The organism is Streptomyces sp. NPDC047017, assembly GCF_040644175.1.
Lineage (GTDB): Bacteria > Actinomycetota > Actinomycetes > Streptomycetales > Streptomycetaceae > Streptomyces.
In genome coordinates this window covers 140,840-158,260 of record NZ_JBEYVW010000021.1, presented here as the reverse complement: position 1 = coordinate 158,260, position 17,421 = coordinate 140,840, and the positions used below count along the sequence as shown (strand labels likewise).

Sequence of the window (17,421 nt, the reverse complement as noted above, 5' to 3'; positions counted from 1 at the left end):
ACCCTCTCCTCACACAACACGCAACACAGCCACAACCGCAGCCCATACCAGGACAACCCACCAGCCCAGCCACCTCAACAACCCGACCCCCCCCCCACAAGCACAGGGACGACGTGGCCTTGCGGACCTTCATCAGCGGGTTCATCGAGCAACCCCCGCGGACGCAGCAACGACCACCCGATCGACGCCGAGTGGTGGACCACCATCGAGCTACCCCCACAAGCGCGAGGAACAGTCGCTGTCGAGGGTCAGGGCGATCGGCGTGTTGGGACCATCCCTGCGGGCGCGGGGAGCAGGGCAGTTCGTCGGAACTGATGATGACCTGGTCGGGACCATCCCTGCGGGCGCGGGGAGCAGACTGGATGACCTGCGGTGTTATGACTGCTGGGTCAGGTTCTCAAGTACTTTCATTGATACCGACCTATCACCTATAGCGTGTCATAGCGGGTATCAGCGTCGTCCGAAGCGCCGGCGCTTGGAAGCTTTGCTCCATCCGGTCGGTGTCCCATCGTGTGGGGAGGTGCCGGGGCCGCTGGAGCCGTTGGAGTCGGGGCGGTGGATCAGGGTGAGGCCCTCGTGGTCGATGGGGATCCAGGCATGGTCGTGGGTCCGGAAGGTGAAGCCCTGTTCGTTGTTGGTGGTGTGGGCCAGCAGGGCGCGTCCCTGGCCGGCGTACTGCTGGACTTCTTGCCAGAGAAGGTCGCGTACCCGGGCTGACGGGTTGCCCACGAATACGCCTGCTGATATTTCCAGCAGCCAGCGGGTGAGAAAGCCTCGCAGGCCGGTAGGGCAGTTGGTGAGGACGATGACGGTCACCAGAGCATGTCCTCGTCGTGGGCGGGCCCGTCGTAGTTGATGCCGGAGGCGACTTGGCGGTCACCGTCGCTCTGGAGTGTGACCACGTCCCCGTCTCCGTCGGGGGTGGTTGATCCTGGCAGCAGCAGGTGTTTGATGTCCTCCACGCACCGGTTCAGCAGAGACGTTTCATTGATGCGGTCTCGTAGGGCTCGGCGGGTGCGTGCTCCGACGTCGTCCTCGTCCTGTGCGGCCATGTCGAAGGCGAGGGGGATGCCGATCTCTGTCTTGTAGAGGTCGGCTATGTCCAGGACGAATGAGAGTTCGTGGCCGGAGTGGACGAAGCCGAGTGCCGGACTGCATCCCAGGGAGGTGACGACGGCGTGGGCGATGCCGTACATGCACTGGGCGGCAGCGGTGATGGCCTGGTTGACAGCGTCACCGCTGGCGAAGTCGCCGGGAGAGTAGCGGCGGCCTCGCCAGGGGATGCCTGTGCGGGTGGCCTCGGTGCGATAGCAGTCTTTGACGCGGCGGCCCTCGCGGCCCAGAAGTTCCTGCCGGGTGAGGCCGGCGGGGTCTTCGTCGGGGAAACGGAGCCGGTACATCTCGCGGGCCACACCGAGGCGGCCGCGCGCGTTGGCCCATTGGCATGCCTGGGCCTCCATGAGAGCGGAGGAGCGGCTGAGCGCACGGCCGGAGGCGTAGTAGCGCACGCCGTGCTCTCCGACCCAGCAGACGGCTGCGCCGGTCTCACCGAGCACGCTCATGGCCTGGTGGGTGACCCGTGTCCCGGGTCCCAGCAGGAGGGTGCCGATGCTCGCAGAGGGGATGTGGGTGGTGCCCTCCGCGTCCTGTGCCGTGATGGCGTTGGCGTCGCGGTGGACGGTGCAGCGTTCCAGGTAGATGAAGGAGAGGCGTTCAGCGGTGCGGGTAAGGCGGCGGGGGGTGAGCGCCGGGCGCTGGGAGATGGTGCTCACGACGTCTGCCGGGACGGCGGGGTGAGCGGGGCGAGCGTCAGCAGGCCGCAGCCGTATGCCTTGGCCTTGCCGATGCCGTGCGTCAGAGTGCGGCGCAGCGTGTCGGGGTCGGTGACCTCGAGGCGGCCGTCGAAGGTGACGGTGACCAGGCTGACCGGTGCCCGTCGGCCGCTTGGATTTCCGGTGCTGCGGTCCTTGTCGAAGGCGAGGGCGCGTTGGTCGTGGACGGTCAGTTCGTAGCGGTCGCCGTGGTGGGGCTGCTTGATGTGGGTGGTGCCGCTGGGAAGGAGCCGTTTGTCGTCTGGTTTTTCCAGCACGCGGAAGCCGCAGGATTCCTGGCGTTTGAGAAGCCAGCCCATTTGGTGCACCGGGGTGAGATGCGCGGTGCGTTTGGTCGGTTCGTCGTCCTTGCGGCGGGCGTGGTGGACAGGGTTGGCGATGAGGCGGAACGCCCACCGGTCACCGGCGGTGAGCCGGTCGAGGAACGGGCTGTAGGGGCGGCTGTGCCAGCCCGGCTCGGCCGGGTCGGCGGCGGCTGCCGCCGGCCAGCCGGCTTGTTCGACCAGATGGGTCAGGTCGGGCCGGTCGGGGCTGACGATGTACAGCATGACCTGGGCTCGGGTGATGTGGTCCAGCCGCCACAGCACCCGCGGGCCGTCGCCGGGGGGTGTGTCGGTGGGCAGCAGGGCCGGGAAGGACGACATGACGGCCGCGTGCATGGCCTGTGGGGAGGACAGCAGACGGCGGGCGCCGGAGCGCGTGGTGTTCACGCGGAAGCGGGTCAAGTGCATCAGGCGCTCTCCTCGTCCAGGGCGTCGAAGGGATCGTGGCGGGGCAGGCGCCGGGCGGATTGCGGGTTGGGGACGCGCACGCGGGAGGCGACCTGGGTGCGCAGGACGTGGCGCCGGTGTTCGGCGGCGAAGCTGACCGGCTGGTCGCGCAGGGTGTCCGCGGCGTGCTGTGTGTGCTCGTCGGCTTCGTGCAGGACCGTCAGTTCGATCTCGTCGTGGCCGCGGTGGTGCGTGCGGTACCAGGGGGATGCCTGCCACGGCTCCCGGTGCAGCGCGTCGAGCAGGCTTCGGCTCGTGTGCAGGGTGAGGTCGAGGGGGCGGGAGGGCGGGCAGGAGCGGCGGCCGAGGAACGGCATGTAGGTGGGGGTGCGCAGCGCCGCGCGCAGGGCGGTGAGCAAGTGGTGGTCGCCTTCGAGGGCGGCGACGAAGACGGCGTCGGCGAGGTAGAAGCGTTCGGACAGTGGCATGGATTTGCCGGTGTCGCCGTGGTGGGCGGTGTGGAAGTCGCGGATGCGGGTGCCGGGCTGGTCGATGCGGACGCCGAAGCGCAGGGCGGCCAGGGGTGCCAGTTTGTCGTCGGCGTCGCGTTCGATGCCGGCCGCGGCGGCGAGCAGGCCGATGACTCCGCTTTTGGTGGGGGCGGACTCAGTGGTGCGGCGGGTGAAGCGGGCCGAGGCCCCCCAGGCTTGCAGGGGGCCGGCCAGGAGGAGGGTCAGCACGCTCATGCGGGCTTCTCCAGGCGTTCGGCGACGGCCTGGCCCACAGCGGTGACGAGTTCGCCAAGGTTGGCCGCCTCGGTGCCCAGTGCGGCGAGGTTTTGGGTGTGGGGGCCGACGCGGAGCACCCAGGTGAGGGTGGAGTCGTCGTGGCCGTAGGCGCGTTCGATGTCGGGGATGTACTGGGCCAGGCGTTGGCAGGCCTCGCGGACGTAGCCGCCCCTTTCGCCGGATACCGGGTCCTCGAAGGCGGCGACGAAGCTGACGGGCCGGGTGGTGCGCAGTTTGACGATCAGGGCGTCGGGCAGGGTGTGGTGCCCGAAGGTGTTGATCTTTCCGGTGGGCAGGGACGCGGTGAAGCCATGGACGAAGGCTTCCACGGCCCGCCGCACCGGGTCGGTGCGTGGCTCGTCCTCGCGCAGGCCGTGTCCGAGGTTGGCGGCGAGCTGGTGCACGCCGAGGGCGGCGTAGCGGTAGAGGGTGGCGGAGTTGAAGTCGACGGTGCCGATCATGCCGGCGCCGGTCTCCTCGTCGGTGTTCTCGTCGTCGACGGCGGTGTAGTAGTCGGATTCGTTGTCGACGCGGTGGACGCTGAGGGCGTGGGCGACCTGGACAGCGGCGTCGACGTTGATGTCGGCGGCGTCGGCGACCATGCGACCGAACAGGGCGATGTCGACCGAGTGGTGGCTGTCGGCGAGCTGCTTGGCCTTGGCCTTGTTCTTCTTGTCTCCCAGGTAGGCCGTGATGTCGGCGGCGCCGTCGACGGCGAGGCGGGCCAGCGCGTCGAGCTGGCGGGCGCTGAGGAACACCAGGTACTTCGACTGGGGCGCCGGCTCCGGGTCGCCGTCCTTGGCGGCGTTCGCCTTGCGCTTGGGCACCTCGGTCTTCAGGCCGGCGGCCTGCACCGTCTCGTCCGCGATCCGCAGGGCGTCCTCGCCCTTCAGGGAGGGATCGAGGTCGGTGATCCGGGTGGCGACCGCCTCCACGATCTTCTTGGTCCGCACTCCCAGCTCGCCCGGCTCAAGGAGGTGCTCGTCCTTGAAGTAGGTGCGGGTGGCCCGCTTCCAGGCCTGGCTGGAGACGCGGGCGCGCGGCACTCCCCCGTACACCGCGCTCTTGGGGGCGCCGGTGTCGTCGCGGTTGAGGTTGCTGGGCGGCACGGTCTGCAGGGCGTGCATGTCGAGGAAGATGCGGTTCACGAGGCGTCCTTGTCGGTGTCCGTGGTGCGGGTGGTGGTGCCGCGGCCGGCGGGGGCGGTGCTGTCGGCGGGCTTGTCGTGCCAGGCGTGGAAGGAACGGCCCCACTGCCTGCGCACGACGTCCGCGCCGCCGGGCCACTGCCAGATGTAGAGCTGCCCGGCGAGCAGCGCGTGATCGAGTTCGATGTCGCTCTGGCGCAGCAGGACGACGATGTCGCGCAGCCGCTGGGCGCAGCTGGGCAGGTCGGCGGCCGTGCCGGCGCGGACCAGGCGCTTGTGCACGGGTGCGTCGATCTCGCCGGGCTTCATCATCCGCCGCACCGCAGCTCCCAGGCCCCGGCGCCGGTCAGGCCGGTCGGCCTGGTACATGCCGGTGCGGCGGGACTGCTGGTGCAGCGCGTAGAGGGTGAGGGCGACGTGCAGGGCGTCCTCGGCCCGCTCCAGTTCCCTCTCGCTCAGCGGCCGGGCGCCGTCGGAGATCTTGTGCAGGGGGCCGGTGTCGATCAGTACCCACAGGTCGGGCAGCTGCCCGGTCGGCCGGCCGGCGCCACGCCTGAGCCGGGCGAGGGCCGCGACAGCGGCAGACTCGTCGGCGAGATAGCCGCGCTGCCAGGCGGTGATGTGGTCGGCGGCGAGCCGGATCACCCGCTCGCGGACGGTGACTGGTGCGGTATCGGTGGTCATGCGGGTGCCTTCACGGTGGTCTCGGGCGCCGGCTCCGGCGGCGTGTCAGCAACGTCGGGGCGGCCCAGGCCCCGGTACAGGGCGGCATGGAACCATTTGCCGGCCAGGTCACAGTTGAGCCACTCGGCGCCCTTCTTGCCCTGGACGATCCGGCCCTGCCAGGCCACGTCGCCGGCCGTGGCCATCAGCCGGTCGCCGATCCCGGCGGCGATCCGGCGTGCCTGCTGCTGCCACACGGTGCGGTAGGCGTAGGGGTCGTCGGTGTCGGCGAGATGGGCGAGCCAGGCCCGGTACGGCGCCTCGAAGAGGCCGTAGGCGAGATCCCGGGCCGTGGAGCGGGGCCCCTCGCTGTCCGTGCCGGCCGCACGGGCCAGATCGGCGGCCAGGTCACTCAGCGCGTTGACCGCGAGGTCGGCGTCACCGACGGCGACGACGGCCTGTTCCGCGTAACGCCGGTCCCGCTCGTGCAGCAGGACCACAGCCATGGCCACTTGATCGTCGACGATCTCGTCGATCACGGACTGCTGTGTTCCGTAGCTCGCCCCGACGATCCGGGCACGCACCAGGAAGCCGCGCTCCAGTTCCCCCTCCGTCACCAGCCGGGCCACCCACTCCAGGATGCCCGGGCGCAGGTATCCGGCGGCCTCCGCCCCCTGGCCCTTGCCGGCCTCATTGGCGATCAGGGAGCCGATCCCCCGCCAGGCCGAGCGTTCGGGGGCGTGCTCGCGCGGCAGATAGACCGGGGTCTTCTTCAGCTTCTTCTCCTGCGGCTTGCTGCGCCGCCAGGCGGTCATCGGCTCCCTGTGCTGACGGTCGCGGGCGGTGAGCGGATCACCGTAGCCCAGGACGACTCCGTGCACCCCGCTCTGATCGAAGTGCAGGCGCAGCCGCCGGGTCTGCCAGGTGTACAGGTCACGCACGCCGCTTGGGGCGCGCTCGGCGCCGCCCGGGCCGCACGGCTGCCGGCGCCATGCCGGGGCGTCCCCGTCGTCGATCTGCAGGTTGGGCGTGTCCGCGGCGACCAGATTCAGCAGCAGCGTCTCACGCAGAGTGGCGCCTTCGACGAAGACGCCGCCGAGGTTCCCGGCCCAGCCGACGCCGAGCGGGTAGACCTTGCCTGCCTTGGCACGTGTATCGCCGTCGACGCCGGTCTTGATGCCGGAGGTGTCATAGGCGTGCGCGTGAACGACCCAGCGGGCCGCCTCGGCGAAGGGGAGACGCTCGACGGTAGGCATCCGGGCGGTGAAGAACGGCTCCCCGTTCGGGACATCGGCCACGATCCGGTTGAGAGGGAACACCTCGCCCTGCACGGTCCGCAACCCGGCCGTCTGGAAGAACGGCGCAGCGGGGTCCAGCAGGTCGAACCGTGCCCGGTGCTCCTTGAGATAGCCCCCGACCGGCGCGAAGCAGGACTCGTCCGCCCATAGTTCCGACCACTCGTCGATGTCCTGCGGCCCCTCCAGCGCATCGTGCGCGACAGCGAGCAGCAGACGTATCAGGGCGAACTCCTGAGTGGGTACGTCTCCCACGACACGCCGCAGATCGTGAGCCTGCTCGAACACCTCAAGCAGCGACAACTCCACTTGGCCGCCGTCCCGCCTGAGGACGGGAATCCACGCGCGGGCGGTGAGGTCGAACGACAGCGCGCCGGTGCTGCTGTGTTGATCGGTTTCAGGCACGGGTCACCTCGAGTCCGTCGCTTCGGCTGTACTGGAGGGTGAAGCCTGCCAGGTGGGTCTGACAGTCCTCATCGAGCGCGAGAATGAGCTGACCGGCCAGCCAGTGGCTGTCCTTCGTCTGCCAGGCCGGCACATACAGCTCCTCCAACTCATCGATCGCGCGGTCCATGACGTCGGCGTAGCTGAACTGAATGGGCAGCCGCAGCCCGCAACTCGCTGCGGTTCGGGCCGCCAAGGCGGTCGGCACCTGATCCGTGGGCAGCGTCAGCCCTGCCAGAGACCGGCCCTTACGGTCCGGCTCCAGCCACGGCACCGTGGCCAGGGTGCCGTCGGCGCGCCGCTGTACGACCACGACCTCCAGGCTCTCGCGGCTGTCGCGGACCTGGGCGCGCCCCTGACGGGTGTCGTCCGCGTCACCGACCCCGGCGGACACCCAGCCGAAGAGCGGCCGGCCGGGACGGGCGGCGGTGTCAAGACGGAACGTCGCAGCCTTCTCGGTCTGCTCCGCGCGATGCTTCTCGTGCCGCGCGCGGGCGTCCTCGAGCGCCGCCTCCCACCCGGCCGGAGCGTCGAGGTCCTCGGCGTAGGCGTGCTGCACCAGCGGGCTGATGTCGGCCGGCAACCGCACCGGTCGCTGCCGGCCGCCCTCCAGGTGCGGCAGCAGCACGGCGGCGGAGCGCAGCAGTGCATACTCCCCGTACACGGCGAGTGAGCCGCGCACCGGCGCGGGCACCGGGGTGTGCCAGTCGACGCCGGTGACCAGGCAGCGTGCCCGGCGCAGGCCCTGGGGCCGACCGGTCTGTTCCTGGTCGCCGCGCAGATGCCGGTGCAGGCGGCCCATGCGCTGCAACAGGAGATCGACCGGGGCCAGGTCGGTGGCCAGCAGGTCGAAGTCGACGTCCAGGGACTGCTCGGCGACCTGGCTGGCGACGACGATGTGCGCCGCCTGCGGCCGGTCCGCCTTGCCCGGCGGCCCGAACCGTTTCAGGAGCCCGGCGTCCTTGGCCGCGCGGTCGACGTCGACGAAACACGAATGGGCAACGGTGACGTTCTCCTCCCCGAACCTCTCCCGCAGCGCAGCCGCCGCTTCGAGAACCCGGCGCACCGTGTTGCGTACGACGAGAACGCAACCACCTTGTGCGAGTTCACTCTCCAGCCGGTCGGCGAGGATGTCCACATCGTCTTCGAGGCGTTCCAGTTCGACGTCCGCACCGCGGGCCGAGGCCGCGGGGCGCCGCATGACCGGTGCGCCACCGGGCTTGACCGCTGTCAGCAGCGGATAGTCACCGGCTGCCGCGACAGCCTCGAACGATGCCGTGGCCGCACCCGCGGTCTTGCCCGCGTACGCCTCCGCCAGCTCTCTTCGCCGGCCTGCCGGCAGAGTGGCGGACAGCACCACCACCGGTACCCGGTAGGCGCCCAGCCAGGACAGCACCCGGTCGAGATAGACACTCATGTACGTGTCATAGGCGTGCGCCTCATCGATGACGACGACCTTCCCGGCGATCGCAAGGTGGCGCATCGCCAGATGCCGGCTCCTGAGTCCGGCGAACAGCAGCTGGTCGACCGTCCCTGCCACGAACGACGACAGCATGGCCTTCTTCCGGCCCCGCAGCCAGGAGTGAGCCACCAGTTCGGCGGCAGCTACACGGTCGCGGCTCGACGGCCGCCACGCACGTTCCACGCGCCCGTCCACGTCGACCGCGGCGACCTGCCGGCCGCCGCTCATGAGATCGGTGAAGTCGTCGTTGAGAGCAGCCTTGGAGTGGGCGAGCAGCACCGAATAGCGAGTCCCCTCAGCGGCGGGCAGACGCTCCAGCCAGTCCAGCAGACGGGGGAACATCGCATTACCGGTGGCCATCGTCGGCAACGCGAAGAACACACCACCCGCACCGCAGCGTGCGGCGAGAACCTCGACAGCGGCCAGCGCGGCCTCCGTCTTCCCCTCGCCCATCGGCGCCTCGATCACCATGAGCCCCGGCCCGTCCATCTCCCGCGCCAGCGCCACAGCCGCCTCCTGCACCGGCCGGACCTGCGCCCCCGCCGGGAGGCCGAACCGCGACGCGAACAGCTCCTGCACATCCCCGGCCGGCTCCTGCGCGCACCACGGACCCGGCAGATCCAGCCCACGCCAGGCAGCAGCGACACGCTCCGGCCCCGTACGAGGCACTTCCTCGGGGAAGTACGGAAAAAGATCAGAATTGCTGGCCACCCAGTCCGAGACGATGACCAGAGCCGACAGCAGCACCTGCACCGGCTGCGGCAGCTTCACCGCCCCCCACACTGCCAGGCGCTCCCGCACACCGAACTCATCCGCGCAGGCATCGAGCAGCTCCTCCTGCACCCGCTTCCACAACGCTCCACTCGGCCCGTGGGTGCGCAGCAGCTCAGGATGCCCGTCCAGCGCCTGGATCTGACCATGCTCCGGCGGCACCCCGTGATGCCCGCCCACCACCACCGTGAACTGACCGGTCTGCCTGGCCGTCCAGCCGTGCCGCTCCTCCAGCCACTCCCCCAACAGCACCTGCCCGGCCAGCCCGTGCGGCGCCAGGCACCGGTCCGCACCCATCGCCTCCCACGAACGCATCTCCAGCCCATGACCCCGCATGACCTGCGCCAGTTGCTCCACCTGACAGGCAAAAGCAGGCGTCGCTTTCCCGATGTCGTGCACCCCTGCCAGCCACACCGCCAGGCGACGCGCATCCGCCTCCCCACCCGGCAGCGCACAGGCGACCAGCCTGCGCACCGACAACGGCAGCCACTCCTCCCACAACCGCCCCGCCACCGCGGCGCTGTCCTCCATATGCCGCCACAACGGCAGCCAGCCATCCGTAGCCCGGTCATGCTTGGCCCACACCGACCGGGCCGCCACCCCAAGCCGACCCAACCATCCCCTCACAGCACCTCCCCGCCTTCAGCAAAGAAGTACACACCGGACACGGCACCACGCACGAGATCCAGGGAAACAGGCACAGATCACAAGCAGTTCCGCCGCACACAGCCCGTGAGACCATGCACCGCGCATATAATGATCCGTTCAACACCTCACCACAGGGCCGTTATAGGAACTATGGCTCCTATGAACCATCTGCCGGAAACCGTGAAAGTATGCAAAACCGTGGTGCGGAGCTGTTAGAACCGCAGGCCAGACAGCCTGCTCCCCGCACCTGCGGGGATGGTCCCTTGAGCTTCGGCCAACCTGAAGTAGCAGGTCAAAGGGCTGGTGTGACCGACTCTTGCGGTGCTCACGCTTGTCACGGGCGTCTGTCTGAGCCGTAGATCGTTCGTCAGCGTTTGATTTCGAGGTTCGTCAGGACGAGCAGAGCGCGCAGAAGACGGGTGGCGCGGGCGGTATCGGTGCGGAGTTTGGTAAGGATCCGCCAGTTCTTGAGGTGGGCGAAGCCGTGCTCGACCGGTGCCCGTCCGACGGCGAGAACGCAATTGGCTTCCTTCTGCCCTCGAGTGAGCTTATGGGTGCGGGTAGCGATGTAGCCGGTAACGATCACGGGGTCGAGGATGTCGTTGTCCAGACCGCGGAAGCCGAGATCGGCCAGGGCCCCGAGGTCGGCGGCTCGTAGGTGGGCCAGGATGTGGTCGTGGCGGGCGGCGGTGTTGTCGTGGGTGCGGCCGGACCTGGCGGCGGATATCCAGATCAGGTGGCCCTTCTCGTCGGTCAGGGCGAGGAAGTGCAGGCCGTGGAGTAGTTCCGTCGGCCGGCCTTGCCGGTGCGGCGCTGGGTGCGGATGAGGGTGCCGTCAATCAGAACCACCTCCCCGCCCTGCTTGGCGACCTTCTTCAGGGCGCGGTCCAGGCGCGGTGCCTGGGCGGCGAGCAGTCCGATCAGTTCGTCGCGCCAGCGGCGGACGGTGGACTCGGACACGTTGTTGCCGCCGGCCATGTCGGCCAGGCGCTGGTCGTGGCGAAGTACGGCCAGGACTATCACCGCGATCTTCCCCGGCGGCAGGATCCGCCACCGGGACCGGATCACCTTCAGATGGCGTCGCAGTAGATCGGCGAGGTGGTTGACGGTGCGCGTGGACAGCGGCAGACGGCACCGGCAGGCAAGCGGGCAGCTGTCCTCGACGCGCTCTTCGGTATTTGTCACACAACTCCAACGGCCCCCGAGGGCACCCCGGTTACGCCCGCTTCGAGTAGTGGTACTGCTGGTCACAGGCGGGTGGTGAACCGGCCGTCGGGCAGTTTGCGGAGCCAGCCGCGATCGACGAGTTTGATCAGCTTGCTGCGTAGCGGTTCAAGCTTGGCCTTCACGCTGATGTCTACCCCCACCACCTCGCCGACCTCGCGGGCCATGACCGGTCCGGCGGCCTGCCGCACGGCGGCGATGATGCGCTGGTAGTCCCACGGCAGGGCGTCCTCCTCCACACCCGGCTCGCGGTACGGGATCAGCATCACCGTCCGTCCGCCCACCTGCCCCGGTGTCGGCCGGGCTGAGGAACGCTCCTCGGCGAGCTGCCCGGTCATCCGTTCAAGGACGCTTTCGGCCACTGCGAGTTCGTCCCGCTCTGCCCGCACCTCCACCAGCTGTTCTTCAAGTTCGTCCAGCTCCGCGCGCCGCGCGGTGATCCGTTCCAGCAACTCGGGATCCAGCATGCACCGGATCGTAGAGGGTCATCCGGCCCCAGCGGGTGGGAATTGGTTGTACGGGGATGTCAGGTGTCTGAATCAGCGGGCCGGGAGGGAAGCGAGAGAGAGGTCCCACTGGTCAGCCGCGTGAAGCAGCGCTGCGGCGTCCAACCTGACCTCCACGACGTACTGGTAGATGTCAGCCCCGTCCTCACCCTGCTGCCACGGAGGTGCCGCCTCCAGGGACAGATGAATGCGAATCACCGCGGTCGCACCTTCGATTCGCTTGGCGAGGCTGAAAGCCACGACCGGCTCGATGAACCACGTATCAGGCGACAGTTCACCTTCGCCATCAGGTTCGGTGACGTCTACCGTCCCCGCGGCCACCGCACGCAGCCACGCAGACACCTGGCGGGCCTCATCGGTGAGCAGACACGGATCGGCGAAGGACCAGCTTCCCTCAGGAGTCATCACCGTGCCGTCAATGACCAGCCAGTTGTCGTCATACGAGTCGCCCCGAACGGTGGCGAACTGATATCGCACTGGGCAGAGGTCGACACTGCTGGAGAGATCGTTCAGGAGCACTGGGCCAGGATGTCATGCGCTGGCCAGCAGGGCGGACTGCGCTTCCCAGCCTAGGTGCACGGACCGGAGCGCTGCCCGGGACTTCGTTTCGGAGACAATCCCGACCTCTGGCAGACGATCTTCTCAATGGGCTCCCGTCCACGAGCAGCGTGAGCACAGCAAGAGTCGGTCACACCAGCCCTTTGACCTGCTACTTCAGGTTGGCGGAAGCTCAGTGACGAAGGCTGATGTGGCCGATCTCGTGTGCTCCCCGCACCTGTGGGTCCCAGGGCCGCCGCCGCATCCAACGTCTCGGCTGATCGTCGGTGGCCGGAGCCGTGGCCGGGCCGACCACACTGCCGTCATCACGGTGCCAGGAGACGGATGCGGATCACGTGCCGGCACAGGCCGGGTCCCCTCCCCGGCTGAGACAGCCGCCTCACACCTCCACGCTCGGGCGACCCAGAACCCACGAAGGGGCCCCCTCCCAGCAGCCTGAGCCCCCTGGCGGTTGCCGCCTGTCAACACAGCACCGGCCGAAAACGCCCCGGCCACTGACCAGACCTCCCGGAACAGCCATCCGTACCGCCCGACGGCAAACCCTTGCTCCCGGCCCCTCCAGTCGGCCGGTGAACCGCTCGGCCCGGCAGTACCAACGGCTTCCGACTGCAACAGCAGAGCGACCAGCCGGACCAGCTACGCGGCGAGCGCAGCGGGTTCTGCGAGCCGGGCGGCGGCCATGCGCCACGCGTCCGTCACCGCTGCGCGGGCCTGCCCGGTACCGGCGGCGCCGTCGGGCAGTGCGAGTGGTCTGCCCACATGCACATGCAGTTCCGGGCGGCGCAGCGGTGCCGTGATCAGGCCCGCGAGTTGCTTGGCCGTGCTGCCCGAGGTGATGCGGCGGGCGCCGGCCTGGCCCACGGGTACCAGCGGGGCTCCGGTTCGTTCGATGAGCCGGGCCAGGCCGCTGCGGAAGGTCCCGGGGGCCGCTTCCGCGGCGTTCGTCCGGTGCGGGAGGCCGCCCTCGGCGTAGATCAGCACCATCTCTCCGCGTTCCAGCGCCTCGGCGGCCGCGTCCAGGGCGTGCGCCGCGCGCCGGCCGCCGCGGTGGACGGGAATGTGTCCTTCGCGGGCGAGGACGCGGCCCAGGACCGGGATGCGCCACAGTCCGGCAGCCGCCATGACGAGCGGACGGGCCCCGAGACGGTGCAGCGCGGCAAGGACGACGGCGGGATCGGCGAGCGAGGTGTGGTTCGCGGCGATCACGCTGCCAGGGACGAGTTCGGCATCCGCGGCGGTGGTGACCGTGAGACGGCCGACAGCGGGCACCAGGACGTCGGCGAGGCGGCTGAGCATGTTCGGACTCCCGGACTCGGCAATTCTGACCACCATCATCGACGATGGACACGGCCAGGACCTGAGTAGCCGCACTCATCCAGCACAACCCACCGCCCAAGGACGGCCACAGCGCCGGCACATCCACTAGCCAGACCACAAAAGCCATCTCCAGGACTCGCGGCCCGGCTCACTGACCTCGCCGCTCCAGACGACGCTCTTTCCCTCCAGGCAGCACCCTGCATTCGCGATCACCTCGTCGCAGCCGCCCGACCCGGTCCTCGCGACGGCCGTACATGCTCGCCACCCGCCCTCAACACCCATCACCACCCCACCTCCCCCCACCACCAGGGCACCCACCGCAGGCGACCGAGGCTTGCCCGGTGCGGGCCGTGAGACTGTGTCCGGGGGATAACCCGCAGGCCGGTGGGCCTGCTGGCGTCATGGTGCTGTGCCCCGTGCCGTTGGTTGGGTACTGCCATGACGATCCGCTCACCACACACCACACACCCCGCCACTTCGCCGCCCCTGTGGAACCGAATGCTGGGGAAGAGGGCGTGGATGCAGGCCGGCAGAGGGATCCTGGTACTGCCCGCCTCACTCGCGCGACTGCCGACCGACGCGGTGCGCGGCTGCACCGGCATCGGTCTGGGCCTGTTCGGGTGGGCCATCACCACACTGGCCGTACAGGGACTCATCAACGCCACGTTGTATCCGCTCGTCGACGCCCATGACTACCAGCACTCCTGGGGCGGCCCCACACTCGCGGGAGCCTGGCTCGCACACATCGCCGTAGCCCTGCCCTGCGAACTGGCAGCCCTGGGCATCCTGCGCGGCCTGACCGCCGCCGACCAGGCCAGCAAACCCACACCCTCCAGGCAGCGACCGTGGTGGCCACCAGTACTGTCCGTCGCCGCCGTCCTCATGACGGTCGTGCTCCTGTACACCTGGTGGCAACAACTCTAAGAACTCCTAACGAAAAGCCTCTTCGGTGGTTTGTGGTTCCTCGTCTCTCGGTCCGGCGGCATAGGCCAGCGGGGGTGCGATGGCTTGGGCATCGGCTCCCTCGCCGATCCATAGCCCGATGAAGAGTGCCGCGGTCGCTTCCAGGAGTCCGGCTCGTTCGAGAGAGCCGCCGGCCACGGGTTCGCAGCCGACATGCCGCACCAACTGGTGTACGAGGGCGAGAGCCGTTTCGTCGTCTCCGCAGACCGGAACGGCCAGGCGGCGCCCGTCGAAGATGGGCGGCGACATACGCCACACGTCCTCGTGGCAGAGATTGAACGCTTTGACCACATGGGTTCCTGGTGCCGCCGCGGCCAGTTGCTGTGCGGCCGAGAGGCCGCTCTGTGTCAGCAGCCGGAAGCCCGGGCCGACCGGATTGCAACAGTCGATCAGCACCTTGCCGTCCATGACCGCTCGTAGTTCCCGCACCACGCTCGTACCCGCGCCGAAGGGCAGTGCGGCCAGCACCACCTGACCGAACTCGGCCGCCGCATGCAGGCTGACAGGCTTCGCACTGCCCCCGAGGCGCGTCGCGAGTCGCTCTGCCTTGTGTATGTCCCGTCCTCCGACGGCCACGTCGTGCCCGGCCCGGACCCAGTGGGTGGCGAGCGCGTCCGCCATGTTGCCCGTGCCCAGTACGCCGATTCTCATCACGCATTTCCTCCCACGACCCGCTTGGACCATTCGTAACGACGCTAGAGGGCCTGTCGGGCACCATTTGGTACGTGACGACCGACGCTTTCCTCGCCGACTGCCGTGCTCGCCTGGCCTTCGACCTCCTGTCCAACACCTGGAACGCAGTGGTGCTCTGGGCCTTGCGCGACGGTCCCAAACGTCCGGTCGAACTACGCGAGCAGATCGGGGGGATCAGCTCCAAGGTCCTCACTGAGACTCTGCGGCGCTTGCAGTCCAACGGACTGGTGGAGCGGCGGGCACACCCCGGAGCGCGACCGCGCGTTGACTACCAACTCACCGCCCTAGGCCGGACTTTGTTGGCGCCCATCGACGCAGTCGGAGCGTGGGCCTTCGAGCATGGCGATGAGGTCATGGCAGCCCAGGAAGCCGAATGCACCGCCGCCCAGTGCCCCTCAGAGTGAGCGCAGCCGCCGCCAGCAGATGAGTGCGCAGCCGAGGGTGAGGAAGGCTTCGTGGATGTCGTCACGGATCTCCCAGCGGATCCGCAGGCGGCGGAACCAGTGTAGATGGGCGAACGCGCGCTCCACGACCCAGCGTTGGGTGCCCAGGCCCGAGCCGTGCTCGGTGCCGCGGCGGGCGATCAACGGCTTCACGCCGAGGTCCCAGACCAGGCGGCGGTACTTGTCGTGGTCGTAGCCACGGTCGCCCAGCACCACGTCCGGGCGGCGCCGAGGCTGGCCCCGCTTGCCCCGAACCGGCGGCACGGCCTGGAGGAGCGGGACCAGCTGGGTGACGTCGTTGCGGTTGCCGCCGGTCAGGGTGACGGCGAGCGGGATGCCGGTGGCGTCGGTGATCAGATGATGCTTGCTGCCTGTTCTGCCCCGGTCCACGGGACTTCGTCCGGTCTTGGCTCCCCCTTCAACGCCCGGATGTGGGAGCCGTCGACCGCCGCGCGGGAGAAGTCCAGGGCGTTCGCGCTGCGGAGCTTGGCGAGGAGGACCTCGTGCAGTCGGGTCCAGACCCCGGCCTCGGTCCACTCGGCCAGGCGCCGCCGGCAGGTCATGCCCGACCCGAAGCCGAGTTCCTGCGGCAGATGTTCCCAGGAGATCCCGGTGTGCAGGACGAACAGGATGCCCTGGAACACCAGCCGGTCCGGATGCCACCTGCGTCCAGGGTGGCGGGTCCGTCGCTCGACCTTGGGCAGCAACGGCTCGATCACCGCCCACAGCTCGTCGTCGACTTCCCACGGCTTCGGCCGCGCCACCTCGCACCCCCGGATTATCAGTCCCGGAGTGATCCAACCACCTCGAAGATCATTTCGTTAGGAGTTCTAAGAGGGCGGTTCGTAAGGTGATGCCTGTTTCTGGCTGAGGTGGGGCAAGGGCGCTGGTGGAGGTTGTGTCGCCTATTGCTTCCTGGCGAAGTTGCCGGTGTCGGCTTCGGTGAGGATCCCGAATTTGACCAAGCGCTTCAGCTTGGCGCGGGTGCCTTCGACGTTCTTCGGCAGCAGTTCGTGGCCGAGGCTTCGTTCACGTTCAGCAGCAGCGTTTATCGATGAGTTTCAGCAGCAGTCGGCGATCAGCGCGTTCGCAGATGTTCACGAGAAATGACGGCACTGTCGGCGGTGAGGGCGCTCGCGTCGGCCACAGGGGAACCAGGCGCGGTAATCTCGGGCCATGCCCGAGACACCAGTGGCGCACTTCTACGACGACCTGGCCGACGACTACCACCTGATCTATTCAGACTGGGACGCGAGCATCCGTCGGCAGGGGGACGCTCTGGACGCCTTGCTCGGCCAGGATCGCGCGGCGGTGCTCGACTGTTCCTGCGACATTGGCACACAAGCCATCGGCCTGGCGTTGCGCGGGCACCGGCTCACCGGGACGGACCTCAGCTCCCGCGCCGCCGCCCGGGCTGTTCGTGAGGCCGCCCGCCGGAGCCTGAGCCTGTGCACGGCCGCGGCCGACATGCGACGCCTCCCGTTTCCCGATGGCCAGTTCGACGCCGTCATCTGCGCCGACAACTCGCTGCCTCACCTGCTGACGGAGCAGGATGTGCACGCTGCCCTGGCCGAGATGCGCCGTGTGTTGCGTCCCGCTGGCCTGCTGCTGGTCAGCACGCGCCCTTATGACGACCTGCTGCGCGACCGCCCCGCTTCGACGCCTCCACAGGTCCACCGGGCCGCCGACGGCGGAGAACGGACAGTCACCTTCCAGCTCTGGCACTGGCACGACGGCGGCGAGCACTACGACTTGGAACACTTCCAACTCCATCCGGCAGGCGGAGAATGGTGCGTCCAGGTGCGCCGGACCACCTACTGGGCACTCGGACAGGACCTGCTGGCCGACCTCGCAGCCGAGGCCGGGTTTGTCGATCCCGACTGGCGGATGCCACAGGAGACAGGCTTCTTCCAGCCGCTGCTCGTGGCCCGCGCCAGCAAGTAGGTGCTTCCACCGC

Annotated in this window: 19 protein-coding genes; 4 read left to right on the top strand and 15 right to left on the bottom strand. The window is 69.0% G+C overall.

Annotation, left to right across the window (positions count from 1 at the left end):
• Positions 1 to 450: 450 nt before the first annotated feature.
• From cas2e to ABZ858_RS30315, 13 genes are all read right to left on the bottom strand, one after another.
• Positions 451 to 816 carry a type I-E CRISPR-associated endoribonuclease Cas2e gene (gene cas2e, locus ABZ858_RS30375; protein WP_361385638.1) on the bottom strand — a complete coding sequence of 122 codons (366 nt, stop codon included), beginning with the start codon at positions 814 to 816 and terminating at the stop codon, positions 451 to 453.
• On the bottom strand, positions 813 to 1,772 hold the full coding sequence (gene cas1e, locus ABZ858_RS30370; protein ID WP_361385635.1) for a type I-E CRISPR-associated endonuclease Cas1e: 960 nt from the start codon (positions 1,770 to 1,772) through the stop codon (positions 813 to 815). The genes cas2e and cas1e overlap by 4 nt, the downstream gene beginning before the upstream one ends.
• Positions 1,769 to 2,563: a type I-E CRISPR-associated protein Cas6/Cse3/CasE gene (cas6e, locus tag ABZ858_RS30365; RefSeq protein ID WP_361385632.1), complete on the bottom strand. Its 795-nt coding sequence runs from the start codon at positions 2,561 to 2,563 to the stop codon at positions 1,769 to 1,771. The genes cas1e and cas6e overlap by 4 nt, the downstream gene beginning before the upstream one ends.
• Positions 2,563 to 3,288 (bottom strand): type I-E CRISPR-associated protein Cas5/CasD, encoded by a 726-nt coding sequence (cas5e, locus tag ABZ858_RS30360; protein WP_361385629.1) that lies wholly within the window; start codon positions 3,286 to 3,288, stop codon positions 2,563 to 2,565. The genes cas6e and cas5e overlap by 1 nt, the downstream gene beginning before the upstream one ends.
• Positions 3,285 to 4,478 (bottom strand): type I-E CRISPR-associated protein Cas7/Cse4/CasC, encoded by a 1,194-nt coding sequence (gene cas7e / locus ABZ858_RS30355; RefSeq protein ID WP_361385626.1) that lies wholly within the window; start codon positions 4,476 to 4,478, stop codon positions 3,285 to 3,287. The genes cas5e and cas7e overlap by 4 nt, the downstream gene beginning before the upstream one ends.
• A complete protein-coding gene (gene casB / locus ABZ858_RS30350; RefSeq protein ID WP_361385623.1) occupies positions 4,475 to 5,161 on the bottom strand; it encodes a type I-E CRISPR-associated protein Cse2/CasB in 687 nt (228 codons plus the stop codon). Before casB ends, cas7e begins: the two co-directional genes overlap by 4 nt.
• Positions 5,158 to 6,840, bottom strand: coding sequence for a type I-E CRISPR-associated protein Cse1/CasA (gene casA, locus ABZ858_RS30345; RefSeq protein ID WP_361385620.1), 1,683 nt, complete (start codon positions 6,838 to 6,840; stop codon positions 5,158 to 5,160). The genes casB and casA overlap by 4 nt, the downstream gene beginning before the upstream one ends.
• Positions 6,833 to 9,643 carry a CRISPR-associated helicase Cas3' gene (gene cas3 / locus ABZ858_RS30340; RefSeq protein ID WP_361385617.1) on the bottom strand — a complete coding sequence of 937 codons (2,811 nt, stop codon included), beginning with the start codon at positions 9,641 to 9,643 and terminating at the stop codon, positions 6,833 to 6,835. Before cas3 ends, casA begins: the two co-directional genes overlap by 8 nt.
• Before the next feature lie 484 nt (positions 9,644 to 10,127).
• Positions 10,128 to 10,487: a transposase family protein gene (locus ABZ858_RS30335; RefSeq protein ID WP_361385657.1), complete on the bottom strand. Its 360-nt coding sequence runs from the start codon at positions 10,485 to 10,487 to the stop codon at positions 10,128 to 10,130.
• Between the two features lie 26 nt (positions 10,488 to 10,513).
• Entirely contained in the window at positions 10,514 to 10,945 is a 432-nt protein-coding gene (locus tag ABZ858_RS30330) for a hypothetical protein (RefSeq protein WP_361385614.1), read from the bottom strand.
• A gap of 62 nt (positions 10,946 to 11,007) precedes the next feature.
• Entirely contained in the window at positions 11,008 to 11,451 is a 444-nt protein-coding gene (locus tag ABZ858_RS30325; RefSeq protein WP_361385611.1) for a hypothetical protein, read from the bottom strand.
• A 72-nt stretch (positions 11,452 to 11,523) separates the two neighbouring features.
• Entirely contained in the window at positions 11,524 to 12,009 is a 486-nt protein-coding gene (locus ABZ858_RS30320; protein WP_361385608.1) for a hypothetical protein, read from the bottom strand.
• 675 nt (positions 12,010 to 12,684) lie between these two features.
• Positions 12,685 to 13,344 carry a lysophospholipid acyltransferase family protein gene (locus tag ABZ858_RS30315; protein WP_361385605.1) on the bottom strand — a complete coding sequence of 220 codons (660 nt, stop codon included), beginning with the start codon at positions 13,342 to 13,344 and terminating at the stop codon, positions 12,685 to 12,687.
• Between the two features lie 540 nt (positions 13,345 to 13,884).
• Here ABZ858_RS30315 and ABZ858_RS30310 point away from each other — a divergent pair.
• Complete coding sequence (locus ABZ858_RS30310; RefSeq protein WP_361385602.1) at positions 13,885 to 14,289, top strand: hypothetical protein; 405 nt, start codon at positions 13,885 to 13,887, stop codon at positions 14,287 to 14,289.
• Positions 14,290 to 14,295: 6 nt separating this feature from the next.
• Here the strand turns inward: ABZ858_RS30310 and ABZ858_RS30305 are convergent, their stop codons facing one another.
• The gene (locus ABZ858_RS30305; protein ID WP_361385599.1) at positions 14,296 to 14,979 is read right to left on the bottom strand and encodes an NAD(P)-binding domain-containing protein; all 684 of its coding nucleotides are present in this window, start codon (positions 14,977 to 14,979) and stop codon (positions 14,296 to 14,298) included.
• 74 nt (positions 14,980 to 15,053) lie between these two features.
• Between ABZ858_RS30305 and ABZ858_RS30300 the strand changes: the two genes are divergently transcribed.
• Complete coding sequence (locus ABZ858_RS30300; RefSeq protein ID WP_361385596.1) at positions 15,054 to 15,425, top strand: helix-turn-helix domain-containing protein; 372 nt, start codon at positions 15,054 to 15,056, stop codon at positions 15,423 to 15,425.
• On the opposite strand, the gene ABZ858_RS30295 is transcribed toward ABZ858_RS30300, so the two are convergent.
• Positions 15,417 to 16,228 (bottom strand): IS5 family transposase gene (locus ABZ858_RS30295; protein WP_361385593.1). Its coding sequence is split into 2 segments (ribosomal slippage): positions 15,417 to 15,883 and positions 15,883 to 16,228, totalling 813 coding nucleotides; the frame shifts between segments, so codons are not numbered across the junction. The genes ABZ858_RS30300 and ABZ858_RS30295 overlap by 9 nt on opposite strands.
• A gap of 193 nt (positions 16,229 to 16,421) precedes the next feature.
• On the opposite strand from ABZ858_RS30295, the gene ABZ858_RS30290 reads away from it, so the two are divergent.
• Together ABZ858_RS30290 and ABZ858_RS30285 are read left to right on the top strand one after the other, a co-directional pair.
• Positions 16,422 to 16,574, top strand: a complete 153-nt coding sequence (locus tag ABZ858_RS30290; RefSeq protein WP_361385590.1) for a hypothetical protein — start codon at positions 16,422 to 16,424, stop codon at positions 16,572 to 16,574.
• 66 nt (positions 16,575 to 16,640) lie between these two features.
• Entirely contained in the window at positions 16,641 to 17,408 is a 768-nt protein-coding gene (locus ABZ858_RS30285) for a class I SAM-dependent methyltransferase (protein ID WP_361385587.1), read from the top strand.
• Positions 17,409 to 17,421: the final 13 nt, after the last annotated feature.

What these genes read in the sequence shown, in the direction of transcription:
- ABZ858_RS30310 (WP_361385602.1), top strand. Translation starts at nt 13,885, where the DNA reads ATGCAGGCCGGCAGAGGGATCCTGGTACTGCCCGCCTCACTCGCGCGA.
- ABZ858_RS30285 (WP_361385587.1), top strand. Translation starts at nt 16,641, where the DNA reads ATGCCCGAGACACCAGTGGCGCACTTCTACGACGACCTGGCCGACGAC.
- ABZ858_RS30325 (WP_361385611.1), bottom strand. Translation starts at nt 11,451, where the DNA reads ATGCTGGATCCCGAGTTGCTGGAACGGATCACCGCGCGGCGCGCGGAG.
- cas5e (WP_361385629.1), bottom strand. Translation starts at nt 3,288, where the DNA reads ATGAGCGTGCTGACCCTCCTCCTGGCCGGCCCCCTGCAAGCCTGGGGG.
- ABZ858_RS30315 (WP_361385605.1), bottom strand. Translation starts at nt 13,344, where the DNA reads ATGCTCAGCCGCCTCGCCGACGTCCTGGTGCCCGCTGTCGGCCGTCTC.
- ABZ858_RS30305 (WP_361385599.1), bottom strand. Translation starts at nt 14,979, where the DNA reads ATGAGAATCGGCGTACTGGGCACGGGCAACATGGCGGACGCGCTCGCC.
- cas6e (WP_361385632.1), bottom strand. Translation starts at nt 2,563, where the DNA reads ATGCACTTGACCCGCTTCCGCGTGAACACCACGCGCTCCGGCGCCCGC.
- cas3 (WP_361385617.1), bottom strand. Translation starts at nt 9,643, where the DNA reads ATGGAGGACAGCGCCGCGGTGGCGGGGCGGTTGTGGGAGGAGTGGCTG.
- casB (WP_361385623.1), bottom strand. Translation starts at nt 5,161, where the DNA reads ATGACCACCGATACCGCACCAGTCACCGTCCGCGAGCGGGTGATCCGG.